The sequence below is a fragment of the Erythrobacter sp. NE805 genome, assembly GCF_046452355.1.
Classification (GTDB): domain Bacteria; phylum Pseudomonadota; class Alphaproteobacteria; order Sphingomonadales; family Sphingomonadaceae; genus Erythrobacter.
Map to the genome: position 1 here is coordinate 1,400,198 of NZ_JBKFDI010000001.1, position 23,762 is coordinate 1,423,959.

The following is a 23,762-nucleotide window of genomic DNA, read 5'->3' on the forward strand; positions in this document are numbered from 1 at the left end:
AGCGGGGGTTACCACGGGGCCAAGACACCAGGGCAAGGACAGGGGAATACGATGCGCGTTCTGCTGATCGAAGACGAGCCGACCACCGCCAAGGCGATCGAGCTGATGCTCACCACCGAGGGCTTCAACGTCTATTCGACGGACCTCGGCGAGGAGGGCCTCGATCTGGGCAAGCTGTATGATTACGACATCATCCTGCTCGACCTGAACCTGCCCGACATGCACGGCTACGACGTGCTCAAGAAGCTGCGCGTCGCCAAGGTGCAGACCCCGGTGCTGATCCTTTCGGGCATTTCGGAGATGGATTCGAAGATCCGCAGCTTCGGCTTCGGCGCGGACGATTACGTCACCAAGCCGTTCCACCGCGAGGAACTGGTCGCCCGCATCTACGCCGTGGTGCGCCGCTCGAAGGGCCACTCGCAGTCGGTCATCCGCACCGGCAAGCTCGCGGTGAACCTCGACGCCAAGACCGTGGAGGTCGACGGCGCCCGCGTGCACCTCACCGGCAAGGAATACGCGATGCTCGAGCTGCTCTCGCTCCGCAAGGGCACGACGCTCACCAAGGAAATGTTCCTCAACCACCTTTACGGCGGGATGGACGAGCCCGAGCTCAAGATCATCGACGTGTTCATCTGCAAGCTGCGCAAGAAGCTCTCGCTGGCCTGCGGCGGGGACAACTATATCGAGACCGTCTGGGGCCGCGGCTACGTGCTGCGCGATTCGGAAACCGAGGTCGAGGCGGCGTAATTCTTTGCGAGGGCCCATCCGGGCCCTCGTCCTCGGCGAGTTTCCGCCGCTGCGCGACGGATCGCCTCGCGGCCCTTTGGGCCGGATCGGTTATCTCTCTCTTCTTCTGAATAGTTGGACGCCCGGGCCCTGGCCCGGGCGTTCGCGTTTCAGCTCACGCGGCGGAAGGTCGTGGTCACGATGTCGGCATCCCGTAGGCCGAGAAGACGATCGTCCCGGTCATCGTCTTGCGGTCCTTCGCCACGGTGTAGACCCGGGTCGAGACCCGCTCGCCGCCCTTGCCGAGCGTCATCACCAGCGTGCCGCGCTCGGGCTGGCGCAGCGACACCGAAACGATCTCCGCCATCGAGCCCGTCACCAGCACCGCCACCCCGCCGAGCGCAGGCAGCGATTCGGCCTTGTGCATGGCGCCCTCTCGGGTCGGCTCGCCGCGCCGGGGGCTCGGCGGATCGCCTTCACCGGAACGGCGCCCCGGCGCCCCTGTTCGACCCCTCATAGGCAAGGAGACACGGACATGGCCGACAATCTCAAGGCAGGCGACAAGGTGACGTGGTCGAGCCATGGCGGAACCGCGCACGGCAAGGTGGTGAAGAAGCTCACCAGCGAGACCCAGATCAAGGGCCACAAGGCCGCCGCGACCAAGGACGACCCGCAATATCTGGTCGAGACCGACGAGGGCAAGCAGGCCGCGCAAAAGCCCTCGGCGCTGAAGAAGGCTTGAGGCGATGGCGGAGGAGAAGACCTTCACTCCCACGCAGGCGATGGCCGCCGCGGCGAAGAAGGGCCTGAAGCTGCGCGAAAAATTCGGGCGCGGCGGCACCGAGGTGGGCGTCGCCCGGGCAAACCAGCTCGCCGGCCGCAAGCCGGTCAGCGCCGCCGACGTCAAGGCGATGAAGAGCTACTTCGCGCGCCACGCTGTCGACAAGGACACGCACACCCACGCATGGGGCTCGGACACCGATCCCAGCGCCGGGTGGATCGCGTGGCTCCTGTGGGGCGGCGATGCCGGGCGCAAGTGGGCCGAGGCCAAGGCGAAGACGCTCGAGAGTTGACCCTCCGGCGAGCGCCTGCCAAGCGCGCGGCCCATGACGGCATACAAGGAAGGCGATCCGACCACCCTCGCGCGGCTCTACGGGCGTTCTGTCGGCAAGAAGCTGCGCCAGCGCCAGCAGGGGCTGGTCGACAACCTCCTGCCGCAGATCGCCGTCCCGGCCGAGGGCCCGGTCACCTCCGAGCGGCTGTTCGGCGATGATCGCCCGCTCCATTTCGAGATCGGCTTCGGCGGCGGCGAGCACCTCGCCTATCGCGCCGACCTCCTCCCCGATCACGGCTTCATCGGCGCCGAGCCCTTCGTCAACGGCGTCGCCCAGGCGCTCACCCACATCGAGGACCAGCGCCTCGCCAATGTCCGCCTGCACTGCGGGGACGCGCTCGAGGTGCTCGCCCGCGTGCCCGACGGGGCGCTGACGATGCTTTATCTCCTCCACCCCGACCCCTGGCCCAAGGCGCGCCATGCCAAGCGGCGGATGATGAACGACGGGCCGGTGCGGCTGATCGCGGACAAGCTCAAGCCCGGCGGCGAGTTCCGCTTCGGCACCGACCACGCGGTCTACCTGCGCCACGCGCTGATGGTGATGCAGCGCCACACGGACCTCTTCGAGTGGGTCGTGGAGAAGCCGGAGAACTGGCAGGTCCGCCCCTCCGGCTGGCCCGAGACCCGTTACGAGCACAAGGCGCGGCATGTCTACAGCCACGAGGTCTGGTACTTCCGGTTCCGGCGGCGCTGAGGCGCTCCTCACATAGGTGATCTCCCCAGGGTGCCGCGCGTGATAGGCTCGGGGCTCTGCGACAGGGGAGGCTCGTTTGATCCGCATAGCGCTCGGGGCCGCCACCCTGCTGCTCGCCGCGTGCGTGGGCGCTGGACCTGTGCCGCCGGAGGGGCCGCGGGTGGCGATCGACGCCGATTTTCCCGATCCGGCCGCGATCACGGCCGCGGACGGCACCACCTATGTCTATGCCACGCAGGGGATGGTCGAGGGGCGGATGGCGAACATCCAGCTCGCCCGCTCGCGGGACCTCGCCCGCTGGGAGCGGCTCGGCGATGCGCTGCCGGTGAAGCCCGCCTGGGCGAGCCGGACGCAAGACTTCTGGGCGCCGCACGTCGCGAAGGTCGGGGAGCGCTGGCTGCTCTACTACTCGGCCAAGCCCGATGCCGCGCTCGCCGATCCGGAGCGGGGGCTGTGCCTCGCCGTGGCGAGCGCCGCGCGGCCCGAGGGGCCTTTCACCGACATGGGAGCGCCGCTGCTGTGCGGCCCCGGCTTCGTCAACATCGACCCGATGCTGTTCGCGGACCCGGCGAGCGGCAGGCTGTTGCTCTACTGGGGCTCCGGCTTCGGGCCGATCAAGGTGCAGGAGATGACCGCCGACGGGCTTGCCTTCGCCCCCGGCAGCAAGCCAGTCGACCTCGTCGCGCCGGTCGCGACCGAGGACCCGGCGAACTATCGACGGCTCGTCGAGGGGGCCTGGGTCACCTATCGCGAAGGCTGGTATTATCTTTTCTTTTCAGGCGACAATTGCTGCGGGCCCAAGGCGCATTACGCGGTGATGGTGGCGCGTTCGCGGAGCGCGACGAGGCCCTTCGCCGTCAAGCCCGGGAACGGCGGCGTGATCCTCGAGGCCGACGCCAGGTGGATCGCACCGGGGCACAACGCGCTGCTCGAGGCGAAGGGCGAGACGCTCCTCCTCTACCATGCGGTCGATGCCGAACAGCCCCGGAGCCGCCCCTCGGACGAGGTCAATACGCGCCGGGTAATGCTGACCCGCCGGCTGGTGTGGAAGGACGGCTGGCCCGCAGTCGCGGACTAGCGCCTCGCTCCGCCGCAGCCGCCCGGCGCCTCGTCGGATCGGGGCGGGCTTACCCACCCATGAGGGGACAGGGCGAGCCCGCCCGCGGCATCATCCGGCGGCCACCCGAACCGGAGAAATCGCCATGACAATCAGCACCTTGAAGGACCTCTACATCGACCAGCTCCAGGACCTCTACAGCGCCAACCGGCAGGCCTTGCAGGTCACCCGCGAGCTCAAGGAGGCGGCGAGTTCGGCGCAGCTGCGCACCGCGCTCGAGGCGGGGGCGCAGGGGATCGAGCAGGGGATGGATCAGCTCAAGTCCTTGATCGAGAACCACGAAGCCAATCCGCGCGGCGAGCATTGCCGCGGGATGGAGGGCCTCGTCGCCGAGGCGCGGGCGCATGGCGTCGAGGCCGATTTCTCCGACGAGGACGTGCGCGATGCCTCGATAATCGCGCAATATCAACGCATGACGCATTACGGCATCTCGGGCTACGGCACCGCGCGGGCCTTCGCGGCGCGGCTCGGGCTCGAGCAGGATGCCGAGGTGCTCGAAAAGTGCCTCGAGGACACGCGGGGCGGGGACAAGCGGATGACCGCCATCGCATCGGGCGAGGTCAACGCGGCCGCCGCCGAGGCGTGACCAAGGGCGATGTTTCACGTGAAACATCGCCAAAAAGCCCGGGATAGCTGGGGTCTGGCGGGGGTCTGACGCGGGTCTAGGCGGGGCTAGGGCGGGTCTGGAGCCGCTTTACTTCTGGGTCACGCGCCTCCGGCGCGTGCCACCTCCCCATTGCTTTGCAACGGGGAGCGACTTGTCAGCGCAAGGCCGCGATCAGCGCCTCGGCGTCGGCGGCGTCGTTATAGAGGTGCGGCGTCACCCGCAGCGAGGCTCCGCGCAGCGAGACGAAGACTTCGCGCGCGGCGAGGCGTTCGGTCAGGCCCTCGGGCACCCCGTCCGGGAAGCCGAGCGAGAGGAAGTGCGGCGCCCGGACGCCGACCGGCGCCGCTTCCAGCCCCAGGGCGGCGGCGCGGGCGGCGAGCGCCTCGGTCTGCGCGGCGAGGCTCGCGGCGATCGCCTCGACCCCGAACTCGAGGAGAAAGTCGAGCCCCGCGCTCGCGCCCATCAGCAGCGGCGGGTTGGCCTTCTCGCCCATGTCGAAGCGCCGCGCGCCGGGCTGGAAGTCGGCGCGATACTCGACGAGGCGCGCAAAATCCTCCGAGCCGCCGCGGTTGATCCAGTTGTGCTTGATGGGCGTCCCCGCATGGTGCCGGGGCGCGATGTAGAGCATCCCCGTCCCGTAGGGCCCCATCAGCCACTTGTAGCAGGCGGCGACCATGAAATCGGGGTCGACCGCGGCAAGGTCGATCGGCATCGCGCCCAGCGACTGCGTGAGGTCGAGCACCAGCGCTGCGCCGACCTCCCGGCACTTGGCGCCGACCGCGACGAGATCGACCACCCGCCCGTCGGCCCAGTGGCAATGCGGCACGGCGACGAGCCCGGTGTCGGGCCCGATCGCGTCGAGCAACGCCTCGCTCCAGCAGCTCTGCGAGGGGCGCTCCACCGCGCGCACCACAGCGCCGACCCGCGCGGCGAGCTCCTGCCAGACATAGACGTTGGAGGGGAATTGCCCGGCGAGCGTCACCACCTCCTGCGCGCGCGCGAGCGGCACGTTCGCCGCCGCGACCGCGAGGCCGTAGCTCGCCGAGGGCACGATGGCGATGCAGTCGTCCGGCACCCCGGCGATCCGCGCCGCCCGCTCGCGGAAATGCTCGGACACGGTGAAGAAGTCCGCGGGCCGGTAGCGCCACGGGCTCGCCTTGGCCCGCGCGCCTGCGTCCATCGCGGCGATGACGTCATGCGACAGCGGCGCCATGTAGGCGCAGTTGAGGTAGTGCACCTCCGGCGGAACCGCGAAGCGCTCGCGCTGGCAGGGGATCATGCCCTCAGCCCACCACCCCCGCGCTCGCCAGCACCGCGAGGGTCAGCACGTCGGGCACAGCGGCGGTCATGGGCACGATCTGCACCGGCTTTTCCATCCCGATCATCATCGGGCCGATCGTCGCGTTGCTGCCAAGCTCGCGCAGCAGCTTCGCCGAAAGGTTCGCCGATTGCAGCCCCGGCATGATGAGCACATTGGCCGGGCCCGAGAGGCGGCTGAAGGGGTAGAGCGCCATCACCTTGGGGTTGAGCGCCGCATCGGGCGCCATCTCGCCCTCGTATTCGAAGCCAGGGTCCTCGCGGTCGAGAATCGCCACCGCCGCGCGGATGTTGTCGAGCCACTGGCCCGAGGGGTTGCCGAAGGTCGAATAGGACAGGAACGCCACCCGCGGCTCGTGGCCCATGCGCCGGGCGACCGCGGCGGTCTCCTTGGCGATATGCGCGAGCGCCTCGGCATTGGGGCGCTCGTTCATGGTGGTGTCGGCGAGGAAGGTCGTGTGGTTCTTGCCGATCATCATGTGGATGCCGAAAGGCAGCGCGCCCTCCTTGGCGTCGAGCACCAGCGCCACCTCGCGCACGGTCTGCGCGAAGGTGCGGGTCATGCCGGTGATCATCGCATCGCCGTGGCCCAAGGCGACGAGCAGCGAGGCGAAGACGTTGCGGTCCTGGTTGACCATGCGCCGCACGTCGCGCTCGGTGAAGCCGCGCCGCTGCAAGCGCTTGTAGAGATAGGCGACCATCGCCGGCACGTGCTCGCTGTCGGCCGAGTTCTGGATCTCGAAGCTCCCCGGATCGCCGACCGACAATTGGTGCAGCTTGTCGAGCACCGCCTTGGTGCGCCCGACGAGGATCGGCGTACCGTAGCCGTAGTCGCGGAACTGGATCGCGGCGCGCAGCACCACCTCCTCCTCGGCTTCGGCGAAGACCATCCGCTTGGGGTTGCTGCGGGCGATCTCGTAGACCCCCGAGAGCACCGAGGTGGTCGGGTTGAGGCGGCTGCGCAGCTGCATCCGGTAGGCGTCGAAATCCTCGATCCGCGCCTGCGCGACGCCCGAATCCATCGCCGCCTTGGCGACCGCCGAGGAGACCACCTCGATCAGCCGCGGATCGAAGGGCGCGGGGATGATGTAGTCCTTCCCGAACTTGTGGTTCTTGCCGTAGGCCGAGGCGACCTCCTCGGGCACCTGCTGGCGGGCGAGCTCGGCGATGGCCTCGGCGGCGGCGACCTTCATCTCCTCGTTGATGGTGGTCGCCTGCACGTCCAATGCGCCGCGGAAGATGAAGGGGAAGCCGAGGACGTTGTTGACCTGGTTCGGGAAGTCCGAGCGGCCCGTGGCGATGATCGCGTCGGGGCGGACGGCGCGCGCCTCGTCGGGCATGATCTCGGGGACGGGGTTCGCCATCGCGAAGATAATCGGCTTGTCGGCCATCTTCTCGACCCATGCGGGCTTGAGGGCCCCGGCAGCGGACAGGCCGAGGAAGATGTCGGCGCCCACGAGGGCCTCCTCGAGGCTGGTGGCGCTGGTGGCGACCGCGTGGGCGCTCTTCCACTGGTCCATGCCCTCGCGGCCCGGGGTGAGCGGGCCTGAGCGGTCGCACATGATGACGTTCTCGTGGCGCACGCCCATCGCCTTAACGAGCGCGGTGCAGGCGATCGCCGCGGCGCCCGCGCCGTTCACCACCACCTTGACGTCGCGGATGTCGCGCCCCGTCAGGAAGCAGGCATTGAGCAGGCCCGCCGCGGTGATGATCGCGGTGCCGTGCTGGTCGTCGTGCATCACCGGGATCTTCATGCGCTCGCGCAGCGCGGCCTCGATGATGAAGCACTCGGGGGCCTTGATGTCCTCGAGGTTGATGCCGCCGAAGCTCGGCTCCATCAGCGCGACGGCGTTGACGAACGCCTCGGGGTCCTCGGTGGCGAGCTCGATGTCGATCGAATCGACGTCGGCGAAGCGCTTGAACAGCACCGCCTTGCCCTCCATCACCGGCTTGGCGGCGAGCGCGCCGAGGTTGCCGAGGCCGAGGATCGCGGTGCCGTTGGAGATCACCGCGACCATGTTCGAGCGGGTGGTGTAGCGCGCGGCGAGCGAGGGATCGGCGGCGATGGCTTCCACGGGCACGGCAACGCCGGGGGAATAGGCGAGGGAGAGGTCGCGCTGCGAGGTCAGCGGCTTGGTGGCGTTGATCTCGAGCTTACCCGGGCGGATCGTCTCGTGGTAGAACAGCGCCTCGCGCGCGGTGAAGCCGCCCTTGTTCTGAGCGGCGCTTTCCTCGGCCATGACAGGTCCTTCGTGTATTCGCCTTCGGTTCGTCGCGCCCCGCTTAGCGGTGCGAGGGGCGATGCGATAGGCCGGAAATCGCGCGACTTCGGGGAAAGGCGAAGGGGGCGGCGTTCCGAATCGGGGCGGCGGCGGGTAGGCGGGGGCATGGCCGCGCGCGACGATCCCAAACCCACCCCGATGATGGCGCAATACCTCGCGCTGCGGGAAGAGGCGGGCGACGCGCTGCTGTTCTACCGCATGGGCGACTTCTTCGAGCTGTTCTTCGAGGATGCCCGTCGCGCGGCGGCGATCCTCGACATCGCGCTGACGACGCGCGGCGAGCATGGCGGGCAGCCGATCCCGATGTGCGGGGTGCCGGTGCATTCGGCCGAGAGCTACCTTGCGCGGCTCATCAAGGCGGGCGAGCGGGTCGCCATCGCCGAGCAGGTCGAGACTCCCGAAGAGGCCAAGGCGCGGGCAAAGCGCGAGGGGACGCCCTCGTCGAAGGTGCTGGTGGGGCGCAGCATCGTGCGGCTGGTGACGGCGGGGACGCTCACCGAGGAGGCGCTGCTCGAGCCGCGGCGCGCCAATGTGCTGGTCGCGCTGGCCGAGCTGCGGGGCACGGTCGGGATCGCCGCGGTCGATGTCTCGACCGGCGCGATGGTGCTGGAGGAATGCCCGGCGGATTTGCTCGGCGCGGCGCTGGCGCGGCTGGCCCCGAGCGAGGTCGTGGTGCCCGAGGACTGGCCGCACGGCCCCGAGGAGGCGATTGTCCGCCCTCGCACCACCTTCGCGAGCGATGCCGGGGCCGAGCGGCTGAAGGCCGTCCACGGGGTCGCGACGCTCGATGCCTTCGGTGCCTTCACGCGCGCCATGCTCGCGGCGGCGGGGGGCCTTGTGAGCTATCTCGACCACGTCGGGCGCGGGAGCCTGCCGCTGCTGCTCCCCCCGGTGCTGCGCGAGACGGCCAAGACGATGGCGATGGACGCCGCCACCCGGGCGAGCCTCGAGATCCTCGAATCCGCCCAGGGCGGGCGCGCCGGGAGCCTGATCGGCGCGATCGACCGCTGCGTCACCGGGGCGGGCTCGCGGCTGCTGGCGGAGGACCTTTCCGCGCCGCTGCTCGACACCGGAGAGATCGAGGCGCGGCTCGCGCTGGTGCAGTTCTGGCAGGGCCGGCCGATCGAGCGCGCGCGGCTGCGCGATGCCCTGCGCGGCGTACCCGACCTCGGCCGCGCGCTCGGGCGGGTGGTGGCGGGGCGCGGCTCCCCCCGCGATCTCGGCGCCCTACGCGACGGGCTCGCCGAGGCGGCGCGGCTCCACCACTGGCTCTCGGGCGCGCCCGACCGGCCCGCGCTGCTCGACACCGTCCTCGCCCGGCTCACCGGCCACGGCGCGCTCACCGACCACCTGTCGCGCGCGCTGGTGCCGACCCCGCCGACCGAGCGCGCCAGCGGCGGCTTCATCGCCGACGGCTACGACGCGAGCCTCGACGCGCTGCGTGCCGCCTCGGGCGACGCCCGCCGCGCGATCGCGGCTATGGAGGCGCGCTACCGCGAGGAGACCGGGATCGCCGCGCTCAAGATCCGCCACAACGGGGTGCTCGGTTATTTCATCGAGGTGCCCGCGCGCCATGCCGATGCGCTGATGGCAGCGGACAGCGGCTTCACCCACCGCCAGACGATGGCGGGGGCGATGCGCTTCAACTCGCTGACCCTTCACGAGGAAGCCGCGCGCATCGCGGAAGCCGGGGGCCATGCGCTCGCCTGCGAGGAGGCGCATTTCGAGGCGCTGGTCGCCGAGATCGTCGCCGCGCGGGAGAGCATCGCCGCGACCGCCGCGGCGCTCGCCCGGCTCGACGTCGGCGCGGGCAACGCCGAGCGTGCGAGCGAGGCCGACTGGTGCCGCCCGGAAGTCTTGGACAAGCCCTGCCTCACCATCACCGCGGGGCGTCACCCGGTGGTCGAGGCGGCGCTCGCGCGCAGCGGCGAGCGCTTCGTCGCCAACGACTGCGGCCTCGACGCGCACGACCGGTTGTGGCTGATCGGCGGGCCGAACATGGGCGGCAAGTCGACCTTCCTCAGGCAGAACGCGCTCATCGTCCTCCTTGCGCAGGCCGGGTGCTTCGTCCCCGCTTCCGCCGCGCGCATCGGCCTCGTCGACCGGCTGTTCAGCCGCGTCGGCGCCGCCGACAACCTCGCGCGGGGGCGCTCGACCTTCATGGTCGAGATGGTCGAGACCGCCGCGATCCTCGCGCAGGCGACCCATCGCAGCTTCGTGATCCTCGACGAGGTCGGGCGCGGCACCTCGACCTATGACGGGCTTGCGCTCGCCTGGGCGGTGGCCGAGGCGGTGCATTCGCAGATCGGCTGCCGCTGCCTGTTCGCGACGCATTACCACGAACTCGCCCGGCTGGCGGAGACCTGCGAGGCCCTCTCGCTCCACCACGTCCGCGCGCGCGAGTGGCAGGGCGACCTCGTGCTGCTCCACGAGCTTGCCGAGGGCCCGGCGGACCGCTCCTACGGCCTTGCCGTCGCGCGGCTCGCCGGGGTGCCCGCAAGCGTGGTCGCCCGCGCCAAGGCGGTGCTGGCGAAACTCGAGGCGCAGCGCGAGGCGACCGGCGGGATCGCCGCGGGGCTCGGCGACCTGCCGCTCTTCGCCAACCTCAAGCCCGCCGCGCCCGAGCCCGCGAGTCCCGAGCATCAACTCGCCGAGGCCCTGCGCGCCGCCGATCTCGACGCGCTGACCCCGCGCGAGGCCCTGGACCTGCTCTACGAATGGAAGCGCAATCTGCCGAAAGCGGCGCGTTGAGGGCCCGGTCTCAACCAAGGCTTAACCACGCGGGCGCTAGGATCGCCCCATGTCCAGGACCCTGTTCGAGAACAGCAAGGCCGCGCTCGCCTTCGCCGGGTTGACCCTGCTCGGCGCGGTGTCGATCATCGGCACCTCCGAGAACAACGGCGTGCTCCCCGCAGTGGTCGACCGCATCGCCAACAAGCCCGACTACGCCAACCGCCCAAGCGTCTCCGAGGCCGAGCGCGAAGGCGCGCAGCCGACCGACCAGCGCAAGACGGTCGAGGGCTGGAACGACACGCCGCCCTCGGTCTTCGGCGACTATGATCCCGAGGGCGCCACGGCCGCCGGGAGTTCGGGCGGCGAATCCGGCACGGCGGCCAAGGAGACGGGCAATGCGATGAAGGCGCCGCTTTCGCCAACCGCGATCGTCACCAACTGACGGCGAACACGGCGGCGGGGGCGTCAGTCCGCGTCGTCGTCGTCGTCTTCCTCGAGCGCCTCGTCGTCGCCGGGGGTGGTGGCATCGTCGTCGGGCAGGGGCTCGATCTCGTCGGGGCCCCCGTCCTCCCCGGCGTCTTCCCCGGCGTCCTCCCCGGGCACCTCGACATCGGCGAGCAGGTCCTCGAGACCGGCGAGCTCGTCGTCGCCCTCGTCCTCGTCGTCGAGGAGCGTGTCGACCTCCTCCTCGTTCAGCGCCTCGCCGTCGGCGGTGAGCCACTCGGCATCGTCGTCGTCGGTGGTCTCGCCGCCGTAGAGGCCGGGCTCGTCGTCGTGGTTCGGCTCGCCCGCGAAGGCCGACATGTCGATCCTGCCCTCGCCCTCCATGCGGCGCATCTCGTCGATGAGGTCGCCGGTGCTGTCGGGGGCGGGATCGTAGTCGTTGGCCGGGACCTTGGTGCTTTCGAGCGGGCTGGTGGTCGCGCTGTCCTGGTGCATGGCGTCCGAGGCGACGTCCTGCGCCTGGGTGCCGTCATCGTCTTGCTCACGATTGCGGGTCTCGGGCGCGAGCCCATCGGGGTGGCCGGGAAGCTTGGTGTCGCGCTCGCTCATGGCGTGTCTCCTTCGCCGGACCAACCCCGCGAAGGCGCGCTTTGTTGCCTGCCCTGCGGCGGGGCGACGCCTCAGCGCGTTGGGACGGGGGCCTCGCCCGAGTAGTCGTAGAAGCCGCGCCCGGTCTTGCGGCCGAGCCACCCGGCCTCGACATATTTCACCAGCAGCGGGGCGGCGCGGTACTTGCTGTCGCGGGTGGTGGTGTAGAGCACGTTCATGATGTCGAGGCAGGTGTCGAGCCCGACGAAGTCCGCCAGTTGCAGCGGCCCCATCGGGTGGTTGAGGCCGAGGCGGCAGCCCTTGTCGATGTCCTCGATCCCCGCGGTCGACTGGCCGAGCACGAACACGGCCTCGTTGATCATCGGCAGGAGGATGCGGTTGACGACGAAGCCGGGCTCGTCCTGGCTGAGCACCACTTCCTTGCCGAGCGAGCGGGCGAAGGCGGTGGTGCGGTCGGTGGTCGCCTGTGCGGTGGCGAGGCCGGGGATCACCTCGATGAGGCCCATGACGGGGACGGGGTTGAAGAAGTGGAGGCCGATGAAGCGCGCCGGGTCGGGCGAGTGGTTCGCCATGCGGGTGATCGGGATCGAGGAGGTGTTCGATGCCATGATCGCGTCCGGGGCGAGCACCTTGCCGGCCTTTGCGAAGATCGCGTTCTTGATCTCCTCCTTCTCGGTCGCGGCCTCGATGATGAGGTGGGCCTCGGCGAAGGGGGCATAGTCGGCGACCGGCGTGATGCGGGCGAGCAGGCTCTCGGCCTCGTGCGCCTCGATCTTGCCGCGGCCCATCAGCTTGGCGAGCGCCTTCTCGATCGCGAGCTTGCCGGCCTCGGCGCGGGGCAGGTCGACGTCGGTGAGCATCACCTTGAGGCCCTGCGCGGCGCAGGTCTGGGCGATGCCGGTCCCCATCTGTCCGGCTCCGATGACGGCGATGCTCTGCATGGGTGCTTGTTCCTTCGCAAGTGCAGCAAGAGCGCCGCACCTAGCGAGGGAATGGGGCGCTGGCTAGCGGTTAGCGCCGGGGACCCACTTCACGTCGCGCCGTCCCTTGTCGTTCACAACCCGGGCGAGGACGAAGAGGTAGTCCGACAGGCGGTTGATGTAGGCGAGCGCGGCCGGGTTGACCGGGTCCTGCGCCGCGAGGGCGACCATCGCCCGCTCGGCGGCGCGGGTGGTGGCGCGGGCGACATGGAGGCGCGCGGCGAGCTCGGTCCCGCCGGGGAGGATGAAGCTGGTGAGCGGCTCGAGCTTCTCGTTGCAGGCGTCGATGCGCTCCTCGAGCCACGCAACCTGCGAGGGCACGATCCGCAGCACCATCTCCGACGGCGTGAAGTCCTCGCCGGGCGTGGCGAGGTCCGCGCCGAGGTCGAAGAGGTCGTTCTGGATGCGGGTGATCTCCGCACCCGGCGCTCCCGACATCAGCACGGCGGCAAGCCCGATCGCCGAGTTCGCTTCGTCGACCTTGCCCATCGCGGCGATCCGCGCGGAGTGCTTGGGGCAGCGCGAGCCGTCGACGAGGCCCGTCGTCCCGTCGTCACCGGTGCGGGTGTAGATGCGGTTGAGCTTGACCATCGGGCGGAGTGCTCAGCGCGCCACCGCGAGGATGATCGCGACCACGACGATCGCCGCCGCCTGGTACTTGATGCGCGCGAACATCGCCCGGTTCTGGGCGAGCTGCATGTCGGTGGCGGTGGTGCCCTCGCCGGTCTCGAGGTCGATCTTGGTGGTCTTGAGGAAGGCGATCACGCCGCGGACCAGCGAGAAGGCGGTGAGGCCCATCAGGACGACGAGCACAATGACGAGGAAGGTGGTCATGGACCCTAGATGGACGCTTGCGCCTCAGGTTCCAAGCCTCAATTGCTGCAACCTCATTTGCTGCGCGAGCATCCGCCCGTCCTCGCCCGCCGCGCGGCGCTCGGCGAGCGCGGGCGAGCCGCGGCGCTTGGCGAGCTTCTCGCCGTCCTCCCCGAGCAGCAGCGGGTGGTGGTGCCAGCGCGGCACCGGCAGGCCGAGCAGCGCCTGCAAGGAGCGGTGGACGTGGCTCGCCGCGAAGAGGTCCGCGCCGCGCGTCACCAGCGTGACGCCGTCGGCGGCATCGTCGAGCGTGACGGCGAGGTGGTAGCTCGCGGGCAGGTCCTTCCTCACCAGCACGACGTCGCCGAGGCCCGAGAGGTCGACCTGCTGCGTTCCGGCGAGCGCGTCCTCCCATGTAAGCGGCCCGGTTTCGGCAAGGGCCTTTGCCGCGTCGAGCCGCCACGCAGCGGGGCGCGACGGGTCGGGCGGGCGGTGCTTGCAGGTGCCGGGGTAGACGAGGCCCTCCCAGCCGGGGCGCGCGCCGGCCGCCTCGATCTCGGAGCGGGTGCAGGTGCAGGGGTAGAGCAGCCCGCGCGCCCTGAGGCTCTGCGCGGCGGCGGCATAGCTCGGCAGGCGCGTCGACTGGGCGGGGACCTCCTCCCACTCCAGCCCCAGCCACGCGAGGTCCGTCCGGAACTCCGCCGCCAGCTCGGGGCGCGACCTCGGCCCGTCGATGTCCTCGATCCTGAGCAGGAACCGCCCGCCACCCGCGACGGCAAGGTCATGCGCGACGATCGCGCTCAGGGCATGGCCGAGGTGCAGGTGCCCGTTGGGGCTCGGCGCGAAACGGGTCACGGGAGGCGCGGCTCGGTCCATCGCGTCGCCCATGCCACACGACAGATCGTTGCGCTATCCACAGGCCATCCACAGGCTGTCCCTGTGGATATGCGCCCTGTCACGGGTTTGACTCTCAAGGCTGGCAGGTCAGGATGCAAGCCCAGTCAGGGAGGAGCGCGCAAGTGTTCAACGCCGAACTGATCGAGAAGGTTGCCCGGTTCCGCGGGGTCGACGAAGACCCGACGCGCAACCTCTCGGCCTGCCCGGCGCTGGTGCTGAACGCCGACTACACCCCGCTCTCCTACTATCCGCTGAGCCTGTGGCCGTGGCAGACCGCGATCAAGGCGGTGTTCCTCGACCGGGTCGACATCGTCGCGAGCTACGACCGCGAGGTCCACTCGCCCAGCTTCGACATGAAGATCCCGAGCGTGATCGCGCTCAGGCAATATGTGAAGCACTCCGAGTTCCCGGCCTTCACCCGCTTCAACGTGTTCCTGCGCGACCGCTTCCAGTGCCAGTATTGCGGGAGCGGCGAGCACCTCACCTTCGACCACGTCACCCCGCGCCGATTGGGCGGGCGGACGACGTGGGAGAACATCATCACCGCCTGCGCGCCGTGCAACATGAAGAAGGGCGGGCGCACGCCGAAGCAGGCCGGGATGCCGGTCCACCAGGCGCCGATCCGGCCGACCTCGTGGCAATTGCAGCAGCACGGCAAGCTCTTCCCCCCGGGCTACCTCCACGAGACCTGGCGCGACTGGCTCTATTGGGACGTCGAGCTCGAGGCCTGATCGGCCGGCCCGGCCACCCGCTTCCCTGACGCTTGCGCACCGGACGGTCCCGGGGCGCGGGGAGGCGCCTGTCCCGGCCATTGCTCAGCCGCATCTCAGCCTCTAAAGGCACCCGCGAATCGAGAGCGATTCGAAGCAAGCTCTTTTAATAGCTTGTAAACTTCTGCGCCCAGCGGTTTAACAAAAGACACTCGAGGTAACACTTCATTTACCCGTTGCGACCAGTGGTTTATCTTTTGATCAGCTTTTTTCGTACAACACGAGAATTTTCTCAAGTAATTCTTCAACTCGTCCGACATTAAAGTAGATTATATTGACGGGTTAGCATTTCTCTCCGCATCAGGATGGCGCAACCGGCAACAAGGGTCCGCCATCATGAAGCGTCTGATCTGTCTCTCCCTGCTCGTCCCCGCGCTCGCCTCCTGCGGGGGTGACGAGACCGCCTCACCGACCTCCGCGGCGCCCGCCGCCACCGGAGCCGTCACCACCTCGGTCCAGCCGCTGCCCGAGACGTGGGCGGTGAGCGGCACCGCGATCCCCTATTCGACCACCCCCACCAACCCCTTCGCGGCCTTCGACTTCAAGAATGGCACGGTCTATCCGCAGAAGGCCGCGGTGAGCATCGGCACGGTCAGCGTGCCGGTCGGCGCGACCGAGGCCTTCGTGCCCGTCCGCATCAACCGCGCCACCCCCAACACGGTGATCGTCCGGGTGATGACCCGCAACGGCTCGGGCACGCTCGCGGGGATCGAGGGGAGGCATTTCCAGCGCACCGTCACCACGCTGTTCTTCCGCCCGGGCGACCCGCTCGAGCAGACCGTGCGCATCCCCCTCTTGAGGATGGACGCAGGCCGCACTTTCGACCTGATCCTCCCCGAGGGCGCGGTCGGCGCGGGCGGAGTCATCAACTCCTCGGCCGCGATCACCGCCGTGGTCGGCGCGGCGGCAGGCACCGCCAGGACCGCGGGCTTCCGCGCGGCGCGCACTTTCGCGCCCACCGGCACCCTCGCCTACACGCTCGACCCCGCTTCGATGAGGTGGAGCGATGCCGGCGCCGCCGACACCTGGCGCACGCGGCTCTCGCACGGCCGCACCCAGCCCGCCAACGGCGAGAGCGGGCTCTACCTCGACCCGGTGCTCCACCCCACCGCGCTGCCCCCCTTCGCGATCGAGAACAGCGAGCTGGTGATCCGCAGCCAGCAGCTCGCCAGCCCGATCTTCCACGACAGCAAGTACTGGCACCACGGCGCGGCGATCCTCACCGGCCAGCGGATGCCCGCGACGCAGGTGACTTACGGCCAGTACGAGTGGGAGGCGATGATGCCCAACCGCCGCGGCGGCTGGCCGGCCTTCTGGCTGCTGCCCGTCAGCGGCGCCTGGCCGCCCGAGATCGATGTCTACGAGGGCTTCGGCTACTCATCGGGCTGGAACTTCAGCCGCAACATCAGCTCAAACATCCACGGCGGCGCGAACAACACCCGCACCTTCACCGCGCTGATGCAGGCCAACGCCGCGAACGCCTATGCCTTGCAGGGCTTCGACACCTCCTACCACAAGTATGCGGTCGACGTGGCGCCCGACTTCATCACCTTCTTCGTCGACGGGAAGGAAACCTACCAGACCGTCAACCCCTTCAAGGGGACCACCTGGTATCCGCTGATGAACGTCGCGGTGAAGAACGGCACCGCGGAATATCTCGGCGGCACGCCCGAGATGCGGGTGCGCTCCTTCAATGCCTGGAAGGTGCCGGGCCGAGGCACATAACGGCCCGGACGCCTCCAGGTCCGGGGGGCGGCGCGCGGCGGCGGGTACCCCTTTGCCCGCCGCCGCCCTGCCGTTCCCGGCCTTCTTCATAGCTGACGAGAACGCGCGCGGCCTCCTTTGCATTTCCGTGACGCATCGCTAGGGCACGGCTCGTCACGCCTCGGGGATTCGCGCTTCCATGAAGATCATGTCCGGCAACTCGAACCTGCCGCTCGCCCGGGCCATCGCGGCCTATCTCGAGATCCCGCTCACCGATGCCAGCGTCCGGCGCTTCTCGGACGAGGAGGTGTTCGTCGAGATCCACGAGAACGTCCGCGGCGAGGACGTGTTCGTCGTCCAGCCGACCAGCTTCCCGGCGAACGACAACCTCATGGAACTGCTGATCTGCATCGACGCGCTGCGCCGCGCCTCGGCCAAGCGAATCACCGCGGTGGTGCCCTATTTCGGCTACGCCCGGCAGGACCGCAAGCCGGGGCCGCGCACCCCGATCTCGGCGAAGCTCGTCGCCAACCTCATCACCGAGGCCGGGGCCGACCGGGTGCTCGCCGTCGACCTCCACGCCGGGCAGATCCAGGGCTTCTTCGACATCCCGACCGACAACCTCTACGCCGCGCCGGTGATGGCCGCCGACATCCAGGCGCGCTACGGCGATCAGAGCCTGATGGTGGTCTCGCCCGACGTCGGCGGGGTGGTGCGCGCCCGCGCGCTCGCCAAGCGGCTCGACAACGCCCCGCTCGCGATCGTCGACAAGCGGCGCGACCGGCCGGGCGAGAGCGAGGTCATGAACATCATCGGCGACGTCAAGGACCGCCACTGCATCCTCATCGACGACATCGTCGATTCGGGCGGCACGCTGTGCAACGCCGCCGAGGCGCTGCTCGAGAACGGGGCGAAGTCGGTCGCGGCCTACATCACCCACGGCGTCCTGTCGGGGGGCGCGGTGGCGCGGATCGACGGGTCGAGCCTCAAGGAGCTGGTGATCACGGATTCGATCCGCCCCACGGAGGCAACCGAACAATCGAGCCGCATCCGGGTGCTCCCGATCGCCCCGCTGGTGGGCGAGGCGATCCGGCGGATCGCCGACGAGAGCTCGGTCAGCTCGCTGTTCGACTGATGTTCGATCCTGCCGAAGTGCGCGGGCTGCTGATCGAAGCGGCCCGCGCGCGGCAGGTGTTCACCTATGGCGCGCTCCTCAATCTCCTCGGTCACGTCTTCACCCGCCCCCTGATGCGCCAGCTGTGCAAGGTGCTCGACCGCATCGACGAGGATGGCCGGGCAGCGGGCGAGCCGGGGCTGGCGGTGCTGGTGGTGCGCCAGTCGGACGGGCTGCCGGGGCAAGGCTGGTTCGTCAGCCGCACCGGCGTCCACGACGACCTGCCGCTGGCGTGGGAGGGAGCGGAGGCCAGGCGCTACACCGAGGCTCGACAGGCGGAAGCCTTCGATTATTGGAACTTGCATGAACGATAACGACCTCGCCCTTGCCCTGCGCCTCGCCGATGCGGCGGGGGCCGCGATCCGCCCGCTGTTCCGGGGCACGTGGAGCGAGGAGCGCAAGCCCGACCGCAGCTTCGTCACCGAGGCCGACCGCGCGGCCGAGGCGGCGATGCGCAAGCTGATCGAGGCCGAGTTCCCGCGCGACGGGATCATCGGCGAGGAATACGGCACCCGCAACGAGGGCGCCGGGCGGCAATGGGTGCTCGATCCGATCGACGGTACCACCAGCTTCATCGCCGGGCGCCCGATCTTCGGCACGCTGATCGCCCTCTTGCAGGGCGGCTGGCCGGTGCTGGGGATCATCGACCAGCCGATTTCGGGCGAGCGCTGGGTGGGCCGCATCGGCCAACCGACGCTGTTCAACGGCGCCCCCGCCCGGACCAAGCCCTTGAAGGAGCTCGGCGACGCGGTGCTCGCGACCACCAGCCCGCATCTCTTCACCAACGAGGAGGCCGACGCCTTCATGTCGGTCGCGAAACGGGTCGCCGAGAAGAAGATCGTCTACGGCGGGGACTGCTACAATTACGGCCTCGTGGCATCCGGCCATGTCGACCTCGTGATCGAGGCGGGGCTGAAGCTCCACGACTACGCCGCGCTCGTGCCGGTGGTCGAGGGCGCCGGGGGCATGATGAGCGACTGGCAGGGCAACCCCCTCGACGCCGGCAGCGACGGGACGGTGATCGCGCTCGGCGATCCCGCAAGGCTCGAGGACGTGCTCGAGGCGATGGGTTGAAGCGCTACTCCGCCGCCTCGCGCAGGGCGGCGGCCTCGTCCTTCCAGCCCCAGGCGAGGAGGCAGGGCGGGATGTTCCACATGGCGAGGCCGCGGTCGGTGCGGTCGAAGCGCGCCTCGGTGAGGTCGCGCGCGGTGGGCAGGAACTGGTAGGTCATGAACGCGCCGCCGTCGCGCAGCACGCGGTAGGTGGCATCGACGATGCCGCGCGCGACGTCCTCGGGGAGCGCCGTGAAGGGGAGCCCGGAGATCACGTAGTCGGCGCGGGCGTGGCCGGCCTCGCGCACGATGCTCTCGACATCCGCCGCCGAGCCGAGCACCGCCTCGAAGCGCGGATCGTCGATCGTCCGCTTGAGGAACTCGATGAAGCGCGGGTTGGTGTCGATCGCGATCAGGCGCCCCTCGGGCGGCAGGAGGTCGAGGATGCGGGTGGTGAAGGTGCCCACGCCCGGGCCGTATTCGACGAAAAGGCGGCAGCGGCTCCAGTCGACCTTGGCGAGCATCGCGTCGATCGTCGCCTGCGAGGAGGGCACGACCGAGGCGACCATCGCGGGGTGCTCGATGAAGCCGCGCAGGAAGATGCTCGCCGAGCGGAGGAAGCGCAGGAGACCGCTGCGGGCCGGAGCTTTCGCCGGCGAATTCAGGGGAGTCGGGTTCATCTGCGCACCCATAGGCGAATCGGCGCAAGGGGCAATGCCGACCGCGCGCGGCTGGCCGAGCCCTCGTTGCGGTTCGTCAGATGCCGCGCCCGCCTCGTCGCGCCCCGGCGGCGGGACCTGCGCCCCTTCGCCCTTGCCTTTCGCGCCTCTCCCGCCTAAGCGCGCGCACTTCACCGACACGAATCAATCAGCCAGCCTGGCGACAAGGGCTGCCATGGCCGGTTCCGACGTGTCTCACCAGGAGATGAAAATGCCCAAGCTGAAGACCAAGAGCGGTGTGAAGAAGCGCTTCAAGATCACCGCCACCGGCAAGGTCAAGCACGGCGTCGCCGGCAAGCGTCACCGCCTGATCAGCCACAACGCGAAGTATATCCGCACCAACCGCGGCACCTCGGTCCTGTCGGCCAACGATACGCCGACGATCAAGAAGTGGGCGCCCTACGGGCTGGATTAATTCGAGCGGCTGAGCCGCTACCGGGCCTACCCTTTCCTCCGCCCTTCCGCCCGGACCTGTCCGGGTGATCATCCGGGTGGAAGGGCGGGGGAGAGGGTAGGCCCGGTCTCGTGACTGAAAGGAACACAAGACATGCCTCGCATCAAACGCGGTGTCACCACCCGCGCCAAGCACAAGCGGATCCTCGACCAGGCCAAGGGCTATCGCGGTCGCCGCAAGAACACCATCCGCATCGCCCGCCAGGCGGTCGAGAAGGCCGGGCAATACGCCTACCGCGACCGCAAGGTGAAGAAGCGGACGTTCCGCGCCCTGTGGATCCAGCGCATCAACGCCGCGGTCCGCATGGAAGGCCTCACCTATTCGCAGTTCATGCACGGCATCAAGCTCGCCGGGATCGAGCTCGACCGCAAGGCGATGGCCGATCTCGCGATGAACGAGGGCGGCGCCTTCAAGGCCGTGATCGCCCAGGCGAAGGCCGCTTTGCCCGCCTGAAGCGGGCGGGGGGCGGCGCTGCCGGCGTAAGGCCCGCAGGCTCCGGCCCGATCAAGCAACGAGGGGCGGGTTTCCTTGCGGAAGCCCGCCCCTCGCTTTTGTGCGCCTTGTAGAACCGCGCCATATCGGCTTTAGTCGCCCGCATGGGGGAAGGATGTGATCAGCAGGCCGCGGCGGAGCAGGCTCCGGCGCGGGTCGAGCGGCTCACCGCCGTGTTCCGCGAACCCCCCGAGGATTTCGCGGGCTGCTTCACGAGCCTCTACCACCTGACGCTCGAGCAGCCGGCCGGCGCGCCGCCGGTCACCGACTACCTCCAGCCCGAATGGGCCAATATCCGCTTCTTCTGCGGTGCTGCTCCCGATGCAGAGATCGCCGGCACCCGCGTGAGCGGGGCGCGCTTCGTCGGGACTGGCGCGAGCTCGCTGCCCTGCCGCTTCACCCTCGGCCCGGTGAGGATGTGGGGCGTGGGGTTCCTGCCGCTGGGCTGGGCGCGGTTCTTCCGGGCCGAGGCGAGCGCCTGCACCAACCTCATCTGCGACGGCGCCGCGCACCCCGCCTTCGCCCATTTCGCCGGGCTCGAGGCGGTGCTCTGCGATCCCGAAGCGACGCTGGAGGAGCAGTACGACGCCCTCGTCGCGGCGATGGCGGCGGCGATGCGCCCCAACCGGGACGAGCCGCGCATCGCCCGCGTCCACGCCGCGCTGGTGAGCGGGGAGCACGCCGCGGTCGCCGATCTCGCCGAGGCCTGCGCGATGAGCATCCGCACCCTCGAGCGGATCTGCACGCGCTTTTTCGGATTTCCGCCCAAGCTGCTGATGCGCCGCCAGCGCTTCATGCGCAGCCTCACCAGCTTCATGCTCCAGCGCGGCGCCCGCTGGACCGAGGCGATGGACGCGCATTACCACGACCAGGCGCAGTTCACCCGCGAGTTCCGCGAATTCATGACCATGAACCCGAGCGAATATGCCGCGCTCGAGCACCCGATCCTGACCTCGTTCATGGAGGCGCGGGCAAGGATCTGGGGGAGCGCCGCCCAGACCCTCGACCCGCCGCCGCCGCTGTTGCTGCGGTGATGTTGTTTATATTCAGACCGGTAAAGCTGAACAAGTTGATCGCTTTCCGGAAGTTCATTCCTCCGGCCTGCATGTACTAAGCGAACAAAGACCCTACCTCAGGTCCTCGACCGACACCCAGCCGGTGGTGCCGAAACTGTCCTTCACCTCGACGAACAGCCCCTCGCGCCGGCCGGTCGGGGTGAGGCTCGTGCCCACGCGCAGGTTGCGCACGACGGCGCCCTCGCGGGTGGCCGCGGCGCGCATCACCGTGTCGACCGCCACCGACGCGCCCGCGGGTGCGGCGGCCGCGGCGGCCGGCTCGGCGGCACCCTCCATCAGCTGGCGCTGGGCGACGAGCGCGTTGAAGGCGATCACGAAGGCCTCGGTCAGCATCTGCCCGTCCTTGCTCGCGCCGTAGCCCGCCGCATTCGCCGCGCCCGAGGCCCAGCCGCCGCCGGCGAAGCTGATGCTCGATCTTCTCACCACGCCTTGACCCGCAGCCACCGTCAGCCCGTTGGCCGGGCTCACCACCCTTAGGCCCGCAGCGTAAGTCTTTTTCTTGCCGCCGAGCCCGCCGAACATCCCGAGCACCGCGCCGCCCATCGGCACGCCGCGCAGCACCGATCCGGCCGCGCCGCTCCGCACCAGCGCCTCGGTCGCCGCGCCCTTGGCGAGCTCCATGCCCTTGTCGACCTCCTCCTGGCTCCCCGCGATCAGGGTCACGAGGAACTGCGCGGGGGTCGCGTCGGCGGGGTTGTCGACCGTGAAGCAGCCGGATTCGAGCGCCAGCGCGGCGATCAGCGAGCGCGGCGAGCCGAGGCCCCAGTTCGACCACCCCGCCTGGTCCCCCTCGACCAGCGCGACCGAGCCGATCGGCGCCTCGCAGCGCACCAGCTCGGGCGCCTTGACCTCCTCCTTGGCGGCGACGGCTTGCGGCACCGCGAGAGCGGCGGCAATAGCGAGCGGCCATGCCAGCCCCATCGAATTTGTCATGAAACGGTCTCCCCCTTGTCATTCACGCCCCGCTTCGGGATAAGCGGCAAGGTGGGGTTAACCTTGTAAGGAGGCGACCCCGCGCAAGGTCGGGGGGCCGAGGGGCATGCTGGCGGAGAGCGGACGGGCGGTCGAGGTGCGTTTCGCGCTGCCCGCCCCCGCGCTCGCGCCCTTCGTGACCACCTTCTACTGCACCGAGGTAAACGCCGCCGGGCCGGGCGGTTGGATGGAGGATCACCTCCACCCCGAATGGGCCAACCTGCGGTTCCTTGCGCATGCGGCCGCGCAGCAGGCGATCGGCGCGGGCGCGCTGGTGCCTTCGCCGCTCGTGACCCTTGCCGGGCCGACCAGCCGGGCGACCCGCTTCCGCCTCGCCGAGGGGCGGGCGTGGGGCGTGGGGCTGCTGCCCGCCGGCTGGGCCGCGCTGTTCGGCGCGCAGGCCGGGGACTACGCCGACCGCTTCGTCGATGCGCTCGCCGACCCCGCCTTCGCCGCGCTCGGCCCGCTCGCGGAGGAACTGGCGGCTACCACCGGCGGGTTCGACGCCGAGCTGGCGGTCGTGATCCGCCATGTCGAGCGCCTGCTCGAGGGTGCCGCGCCCGATCCGGCGATCACCCGGCTGACCGCCGCGCTGGTCGATCCCGACCTCGCGACCGTCGCCGAACTCGCCGAGCGGATGGGCATGACCGTCCGCTCGCTCGAGCGCCTCGCCCGGCGCGCCTTCGGCTTTCCGCCCAAGCTGCTGATCCGCCGCCAGCGGTTCCTCAGGAGCCTCGCGCAATACATGCTCGATCCGTCGCTGAAGTGGCTCACCGCGCTCGACTGGCAATATCACGACCAGTCGCACTTCGTGCGCGACTTCAAGCGGTTCATGGGGATGAGCCCCTCGGCCTATGCGCGGCTCGACAAGCCGCTGCTCAGCGCCGCGGCACGGGCGCGGATGAAGGCGGTGGGGCAGGCGATGCAGGGGCTGCACCGCCCGGTCGGGGACCTCTCGGCAGGCGCGGCGGCCTGAGGCGCCCTCCCCCTTTGCAATGAGGGCGATTTGCCGCTAG

The 23,762-nt window shown here is 69.7% G+C and carries 27 protein-coding genes; 17 read left to right on the top strand and 10 right to left on the bottom strand.

Annotated elements, in window-relative coordinates:
* Positions 1 to 51 precede the first annotated feature (51 nt).
* Positions 52 to 747 (top strand): response regulator transcription factor CtrA, encoded by a 696-nt coding sequence (ctrA, locus tag ACLBKU_RS06605; protein ID WP_017665026.1) that lies wholly within the window; start codon positions 52 to 54, stop codon positions 745 to 747.
* A gap of 175 nt (positions 748 to 922) precedes the next feature.
* Here the strand turns inward: ctrA and ACLBKU_RS06610 are convergent, their stop codons facing one another.
* Complete coding sequence (locus ACLBKU_RS06610) at positions 923 to 1,153, bottom strand: hypothetical protein (RefSeq protein WP_410178733.1); 231 nt, start codon at positions 1,151 to 1,153, stop codon at positions 923 to 925.
* 108 nt (positions 1,154 to 1,261) lie between these two features.
* On the opposite strand from ACLBKU_RS06610, the gene ACLBKU_RS06615 reads away from it, so the two are divergent.
* The 5 genes from ACLBKU_RS06615 to ACLBKU_RS06635 all read left to right on the top strand — a co-directional run bounded on the left by ACLBKU_RS06615 (position 1,262) and on the right by ACLBKU_RS06635 (position 4,237).
* Positions 1,262 to 1,468 carry a DUF2945 domain-containing protein gene (locus ACLBKU_RS06615; protein WP_410178734.1) on the top strand — a complete coding sequence of 69 codons (207 nt, stop codon included), beginning with the start codon at positions 1,262 to 1,264 and terminating at the stop codon, positions 1,466 to 1,468.
* Positions 1,469 to 1,472: 4 nt separating this feature from the next.
* On the top strand, positions 1,473 to 1,799 hold the full coding sequence (locus ACLBKU_RS06620; RefSeq protein ID WP_410178735.1) for a hypothetical protein: 327 nt from the start codon (positions 1,473 to 1,475) through the stop codon (positions 1,797 to 1,799).
* A gap of 33 nt (positions 1,800 to 1,832) precedes the next feature.
* Positions 1,833 to 2,534, top strand: a complete 702-nt coding sequence (gene trmB / locus ACLBKU_RS06625; RefSeq protein WP_410178736.1) for a tRNA (guanosine(46)-N7)-methyltransferase TrmB — start codon at positions 1,833 to 1,835, stop codon at positions 2,532 to 2,534.
* Between the two features lie 76 nt (positions 2,535 to 2,610).
* Positions 2,611 to 3,612 (top strand): glycoside hydrolase family 43 protein, encoded by a 1,002-nt coding sequence (locus ACLBKU_RS06630; protein ID WP_410178737.1) that lies wholly within the window; start codon positions 2,611 to 2,613, stop codon positions 3,610 to 3,612.
* 124 nt (positions 3,613 to 3,736) lie between these two features.
* A complete protein-coding gene (locus tag ACLBKU_RS06635; protein WP_410178738.1) occupies positions 3,737 to 4,237 on the top strand; it encodes a ferritin-like domain-containing protein in 501 nt (166 codons plus the stop codon).
* Between the two features lie 175 nt (positions 4,238 to 4,412).
* Here ACLBKU_RS06635 and ACLBKU_RS06640 read toward each other — a convergent pair whose 3' ends face one another.
* Together ACLBKU_RS06640 and ACLBKU_RS06645 are read right to left on the bottom strand one after the other, a co-directional pair.
* Positions 4,413 to 5,537: an aminotransferase class V-fold PLP-dependent enzyme gene (locus ACLBKU_RS06640; RefSeq protein ID WP_410178739.1), complete on the bottom strand. Its 1,125-nt coding sequence runs from the start codon at positions 5,535 to 5,537 to the stop codon at positions 4,413 to 4,415.
* Positions 5,538 to 5,541: 4 nt separating this feature from the next.
* On the bottom strand, positions 5,542 to 7,815 hold the full coding sequence (locus ACLBKU_RS06645) for an NADP-dependent malic enzyme (RefSeq protein ID WP_410178740.1): 2,274 nt from the start codon (positions 7,813 to 7,815) through the stop codon (positions 5,542 to 5,544).
* Between the two features lie 147 nt (positions 7,816 to 7,962).
* Between ACLBKU_RS06645 and mutS the strand changes: the two genes are divergently transcribed.
* Together mutS and ACLBKU_RS06655 are read left to right on the top strand one after the other, a co-directional pair.
* Entirely contained in the window at positions 7,963 to 10,608 is a 2,646-nt protein-coding gene (mutS, locus tag ACLBKU_RS06650; protein ID WP_410178741.1) for a DNA mismatch repair protein MutS, read from the top strand.
* Positions 10,609 to 10,657: 49 nt separating this feature from the next.
* Positions 10,658 to 11,032 (top strand): hypothetical protein, encoded by a 375-nt coding sequence (locus ACLBKU_RS06655; RefSeq protein WP_410178742.1) that lies wholly within the window; start codon positions 10,658 to 10,660, stop codon positions 11,030 to 11,032.
* A 23-nt stretch (positions 11,033 to 11,055) separates the two neighbouring features.
* Here ACLBKU_RS06655 and ACLBKU_RS06660 read toward each other — a convergent pair whose 3' ends face one another.
* The 5 genes from ACLBKU_RS06660 to gluQRS all read right to left on the bottom strand — a co-directional run bounded on the left by ACLBKU_RS06660 (position 11,056) and on the right by gluQRS (position 14,312).
* Positions 11,056 to 11,643, bottom strand: coding sequence for a hypothetical protein (locus tag ACLBKU_RS06660; RefSeq protein ID WP_410178743.1), 588 nt, complete (start codon positions 11,641 to 11,643; stop codon positions 11,056 to 11,058).
* A 71-nt stretch (positions 11,644 to 11,714) separates the two neighbouring features.
* Positions 11,715 to 12,584: a 3-hydroxyacyl-CoA dehydrogenase NAD-binding domain-containing protein gene (locus tag ACLBKU_RS06665; RefSeq protein WP_410178744.1), complete on the bottom strand. Its 870-nt coding sequence runs from the start codon at positions 12,582 to 12,584 to the stop codon at positions 11,715 to 11,717.
* Positions 12,585 to 12,647: 63 nt separating this feature from the next.
* Complete coding sequence (locus ACLBKU_RS06670) at positions 12,648 to 13,214, bottom strand: cob(I)yrinic acid a,c-diamide adenosyltransferase (RefSeq protein WP_410178745.1); 567 nt, start codon at positions 13,212 to 13,214, stop codon at positions 12,648 to 12,650.
* A gap of 12 nt (positions 13,215 to 13,226) precedes the next feature.
* Positions 13,227 to 13,457 (bottom strand): hypothetical protein, encoded by a 231-nt coding sequence (locus ACLBKU_RS06675; RefSeq protein WP_410178746.1) that lies wholly within the window; start codon positions 13,455 to 13,457, stop codon positions 13,227 to 13,229.
* A 24-nt stretch (positions 13,458 to 13,481) separates the two neighbouring features.
* Positions 13,482 to 14,312 (bottom strand): tRNA glutamyl-Q(34) synthetase GluQRS, encoded by an 831-nt coding sequence (gene gluQRS, locus ACLBKU_RS06680; protein WP_410179008.1) that lies wholly within the window; start codon positions 14,310 to 14,312, stop codon positions 13,482 to 13,484.
* Positions 14,313 to 14,455: 143 nt separating this feature from the next.
* On the opposite strand from gluQRS, the gene ACLBKU_RS06685 reads away from it, so the two are divergent.
* From ACLBKU_RS06685 to hisN, 5 genes are all read left to right on the top strand, one after another.
* A complete protein-coding gene (locus tag ACLBKU_RS06685) occupies positions 14,456 to 15,064 on the top strand; it encodes an HNH endonuclease (RefSeq protein WP_410178747.1) in 609 nt (202 codons plus the stop codon).
* Positions 15,065 to 15,439: 375 nt separating this feature from the next.
* Positions 15,440 to 16,828, top strand: a complete 1,389-nt coding sequence (locus ACLBKU_RS06690; protein WP_410178748.1) for a family 16 glycosylhydrolase — start codon at positions 15,440 to 15,442, stop codon at positions 16,826 to 16,828.
* Between the two features lie 178 nt (positions 16,829 to 17,006).
* The gene (locus tag ACLBKU_RS06695; protein WP_410178749.1) at positions 17,007 to 17,942 is read left to right on the top strand and encodes a ribose-phosphate pyrophosphokinase; all 936 of its coding nucleotides are present in this window, start codon (positions 17,007 to 17,009) and stop codon (positions 17,940 to 17,942) included.
* Positions 17,942 to 18,295: a ribose-phosphate pyrophosphokinase gene (locus ACLBKU_RS06700; protein WP_410178750.1), complete on the top strand. Its 354-nt coding sequence runs from the start codon at positions 17,942 to 17,944 to the stop codon at positions 18,293 to 18,295. Before ACLBKU_RS06695 ends, ACLBKU_RS06700 begins: the two co-directional genes overlap by 1 nt.
* On the top strand, positions 18,285 to 19,055 hold the full coding sequence (gene hisN / locus ACLBKU_RS06705; RefSeq protein WP_410178751.1) for a histidinol-phosphatase: 771 nt from the start codon (positions 18,285 to 18,287) through the stop codon (positions 19,053 to 19,055). The genes ACLBKU_RS06700 and hisN overlap by 11 nt, the downstream gene beginning before the upstream one ends.
* Before the next feature lie 4 nt (positions 19,056 to 19,059).
* On the opposite strand, the gene ACLBKU_RS06710 is transcribed toward hisN, so the two are convergent.
* Complete coding sequence (locus ACLBKU_RS06710) at positions 19,060 to 19,713, bottom strand: class I SAM-dependent methyltransferase (protein ID WP_410178752.1); 654 nt, start codon at positions 19,711 to 19,713, stop codon at positions 19,060 to 19,062.
* Positions 19,714 to 19,963: 250 nt separating this feature from the next.
* On the opposite strand from ACLBKU_RS06710, the gene rpmI reads away from it, so the two are divergent.
* The 3 genes from rpmI (at position 19,964) to ACLBKU_RS06725 (ending at position 21,732) form a co-directional block, all read left to right on the top strand.
* Positions 19,964 to 20,167, top strand: coding sequence for a 50S ribosomal protein L35 (gene rpmI, locus ACLBKU_RS06715; RefSeq protein WP_026092007.1), 204 nt, complete (start codon positions 19,964 to 19,966; stop codon positions 20,165 to 20,167).
* A gap of 132 nt (positions 20,168 to 20,299) precedes the next feature.
* Complete coding sequence (gene rplT, locus ACLBKU_RS06720; protein ID WP_264393186.1) at positions 20,300 to 20,659, top strand: 50S ribosomal protein L20; 360 nt, start codon at positions 20,300 to 20,302, stop codon at positions 20,657 to 20,659.
* A gap of 143 nt (positions 20,660 to 20,802) precedes the next feature.
* Entirely contained in the window at positions 20,803 to 21,732 is a 930-nt protein-coding gene (locus tag ACLBKU_RS06725; RefSeq protein WP_410178753.1) for a helix-turn-helix domain-containing protein, read from the top strand.
* Positions 21,733 to 21,825: 93 nt separating this feature from the next.
* On the opposite strand, the gene ACLBKU_RS06730 is transcribed toward ACLBKU_RS06725, so the two are convergent.
* Complete coding sequence (locus ACLBKU_RS06730; RefSeq protein WP_410178754.1) at positions 21,826 to 22,707, bottom strand: SH3 domain-containing protein; 882 nt, start codon at positions 22,705 to 22,707, stop codon at positions 21,826 to 21,828.
* Positions 22,708 to 22,813: 106 nt separating this feature from the next.
* Here ACLBKU_RS06730 and ACLBKU_RS06735 point away from each other — a divergent pair, with 106 nt between their 5' ends.
* On the top strand, positions 22,814 to 23,722 hold the full coding sequence (locus ACLBKU_RS06735; RefSeq protein ID WP_410178755.1) for a helix-turn-helix domain-containing protein: 909 nt from the start codon (positions 22,814 to 22,816) through the stop codon (positions 23,720 to 23,722).
* The last annotated feature ends 40 nt before the right edge of the window (positions 23,723 to 23,762 follow it).

Coding starts and splice junctions, on each gene's coding strand:
- ctrA (WP_017665026.1), top strand. CDS start 52: ATGCGCGTTCTGCTGATCGAAGACGAGCCGACCACCGCCAAGGCGATC.
- ACLBKU_RS06610 (WP_410178733.1), bottom strand. CDS start 1,153: ATGCACAAGGCCGAATCGCTGCCTGCGCTCGGCGGGGTGGCGGTGCTG.
- ACLBKU_RS06615 (WP_410178734.1), top strand. CDS start 1,262: ATGGCCGACAATCTCAAGGCAGGCGACAAGGTGACGTGGTCGAGCCAT.
- ACLBKU_RS06620 (WP_410178735.1), top strand. CDS start 1,473: ATGGCGGAGGAGAAGACCTTCACTCCCACGCAGGCGATGGCCGCCGCG.
- trmB (WP_410178736.1), top strand. CDS start 1,833: ATGACGGCATACAAGGAAGGCGATCCGACCACCCTCGCGCGGCTCTAC.
- ACLBKU_RS06635 (WP_410178738.1), top strand. CDS start 3,737: ATGACAATCAGCACCTTGAAGGACCTCTACATCGACCAGCTCCAGGAC.
- ACLBKU_RS06640 (WP_410178739.1), bottom strand. CDS start 5,537: ATGATCCCCTGCCAGCGCGAGCGCTTCGCGGTTCCGCCGGAGGTGCAC.
- ACLBKU_RS06645 (WP_410178740.1), bottom strand. CDS start 7,815: ATGGCCGAGGAAAGCGCCGCTCAGAACAAGGGCGGCTTCACCGCGCGC.
- mutS (WP_410178741.1), top strand. CDS start 7,963: ATGGCCGCGCGCGACGATCCCAAACCCACCCCGATGATGGCGCAATAC.
- ACLBKU_RS06655 (WP_410178742.1), top strand. CDS start 10,658: ATGTCCAGGACCCTGTTCGAGAACAGCAAGGCCGCGCTCGCCTTCGCC.
- ACLBKU_RS06660 (WP_410178743.1), bottom strand. CDS start 11,643: ATGAGCGAGCGCGACACCAAGCTTCCCGGCCACCCCGATGGGCTCGCG.
- ACLBKU_RS06665 (WP_410178744.1), bottom strand. CDS start 12,584: ATGCAGAGCATCGCCGTCATCGGAGCCGGACAGATGGGGACCGGCATC.
- ACLBKU_RS06670 (WP_410178745.1), bottom strand. CDS start 13,214: ATGGTCAAGCTCAACCGCATCTACACCCGCACCGGTGACGACGGGACG.
- ACLBKU_RS06675 (WP_410178746.1), bottom strand. CDS start 13,457: ATGACCACCTTCCTCGTCATTGTGCTCGTCGTCCTGATGGGCCTCACC.
- gluQRS (WP_410179008.1), bottom strand. CDS start 14,312: ATGGACCGAGCCGCGCCTCCCGTGACCCGTTTCGCGCCGAGCCCCAAC.
- ACLBKU_RS06690 (WP_410178748.1), top strand. CDS start 15,440: ATGAAGCGTCTGATCTGTCTCTCCCTGCTCGTCCCCGCGCTCGCCTCC.
- ACLBKU_RS06695 (WP_410178749.1), top strand. CDS start 17,007: ATGAAGATCATGTCCGGCAACTCGAACCTGCCGCTCGCCCGGGCCATC.
- ACLBKU_RS06700 (WP_410178750.1), top strand. CDS start 17,942: ATGTTCGATCCTGCCGAAGTGCGCGGGCTGCTGATCGAAGCGGCCCGC.
- hisN (WP_410178751.1), top strand. CDS start 18,285: ATGAACGATAACGACCTCGCCCTTGCCCTGCGCCTCGCCGATGCGGCG.
- ACLBKU_RS06710 (WP_410178752.1), bottom strand. CDS start 19,713: ATGAACCCGACTCCCCTGAATTCGCCGGCGAAAGCTCCGGCCCGCAGC.
- rpmI (WP_026092007.1), top strand. CDS start 19,964: ATGCCCAAGCTGAAGACCAAGAGCGGTGTGAAGAAGCGCTTCAAGATC.
- rplT (WP_264393186.1), top strand. CDS start 20,300: ATGCCTCGCATCAAACGCGGTGTCACCACCCGCGCCAAGCACAAGCGG.
- ACLBKU_RS06725 (WP_410178753.1), top strand. CDS start 20,803: ATGGGGGAAGGATGTGATCAGCAGGCCGCGGCGGAGCAGGCTCCGGCG.
- ACLBKU_RS06730 (WP_410178754.1), bottom strand. CDS start 22,707: ATGACAAATTCGATGGGGCTGGCATGGCCGCTCGCTATTGCCGCCGCT.
- ACLBKU_RS06735 (WP_410178755.1), top strand. CDS start 22,814: ATGCTGGCGGAGAGCGGACGGGCGGTCGAGGTGCGTTTCGCGCTGCCC.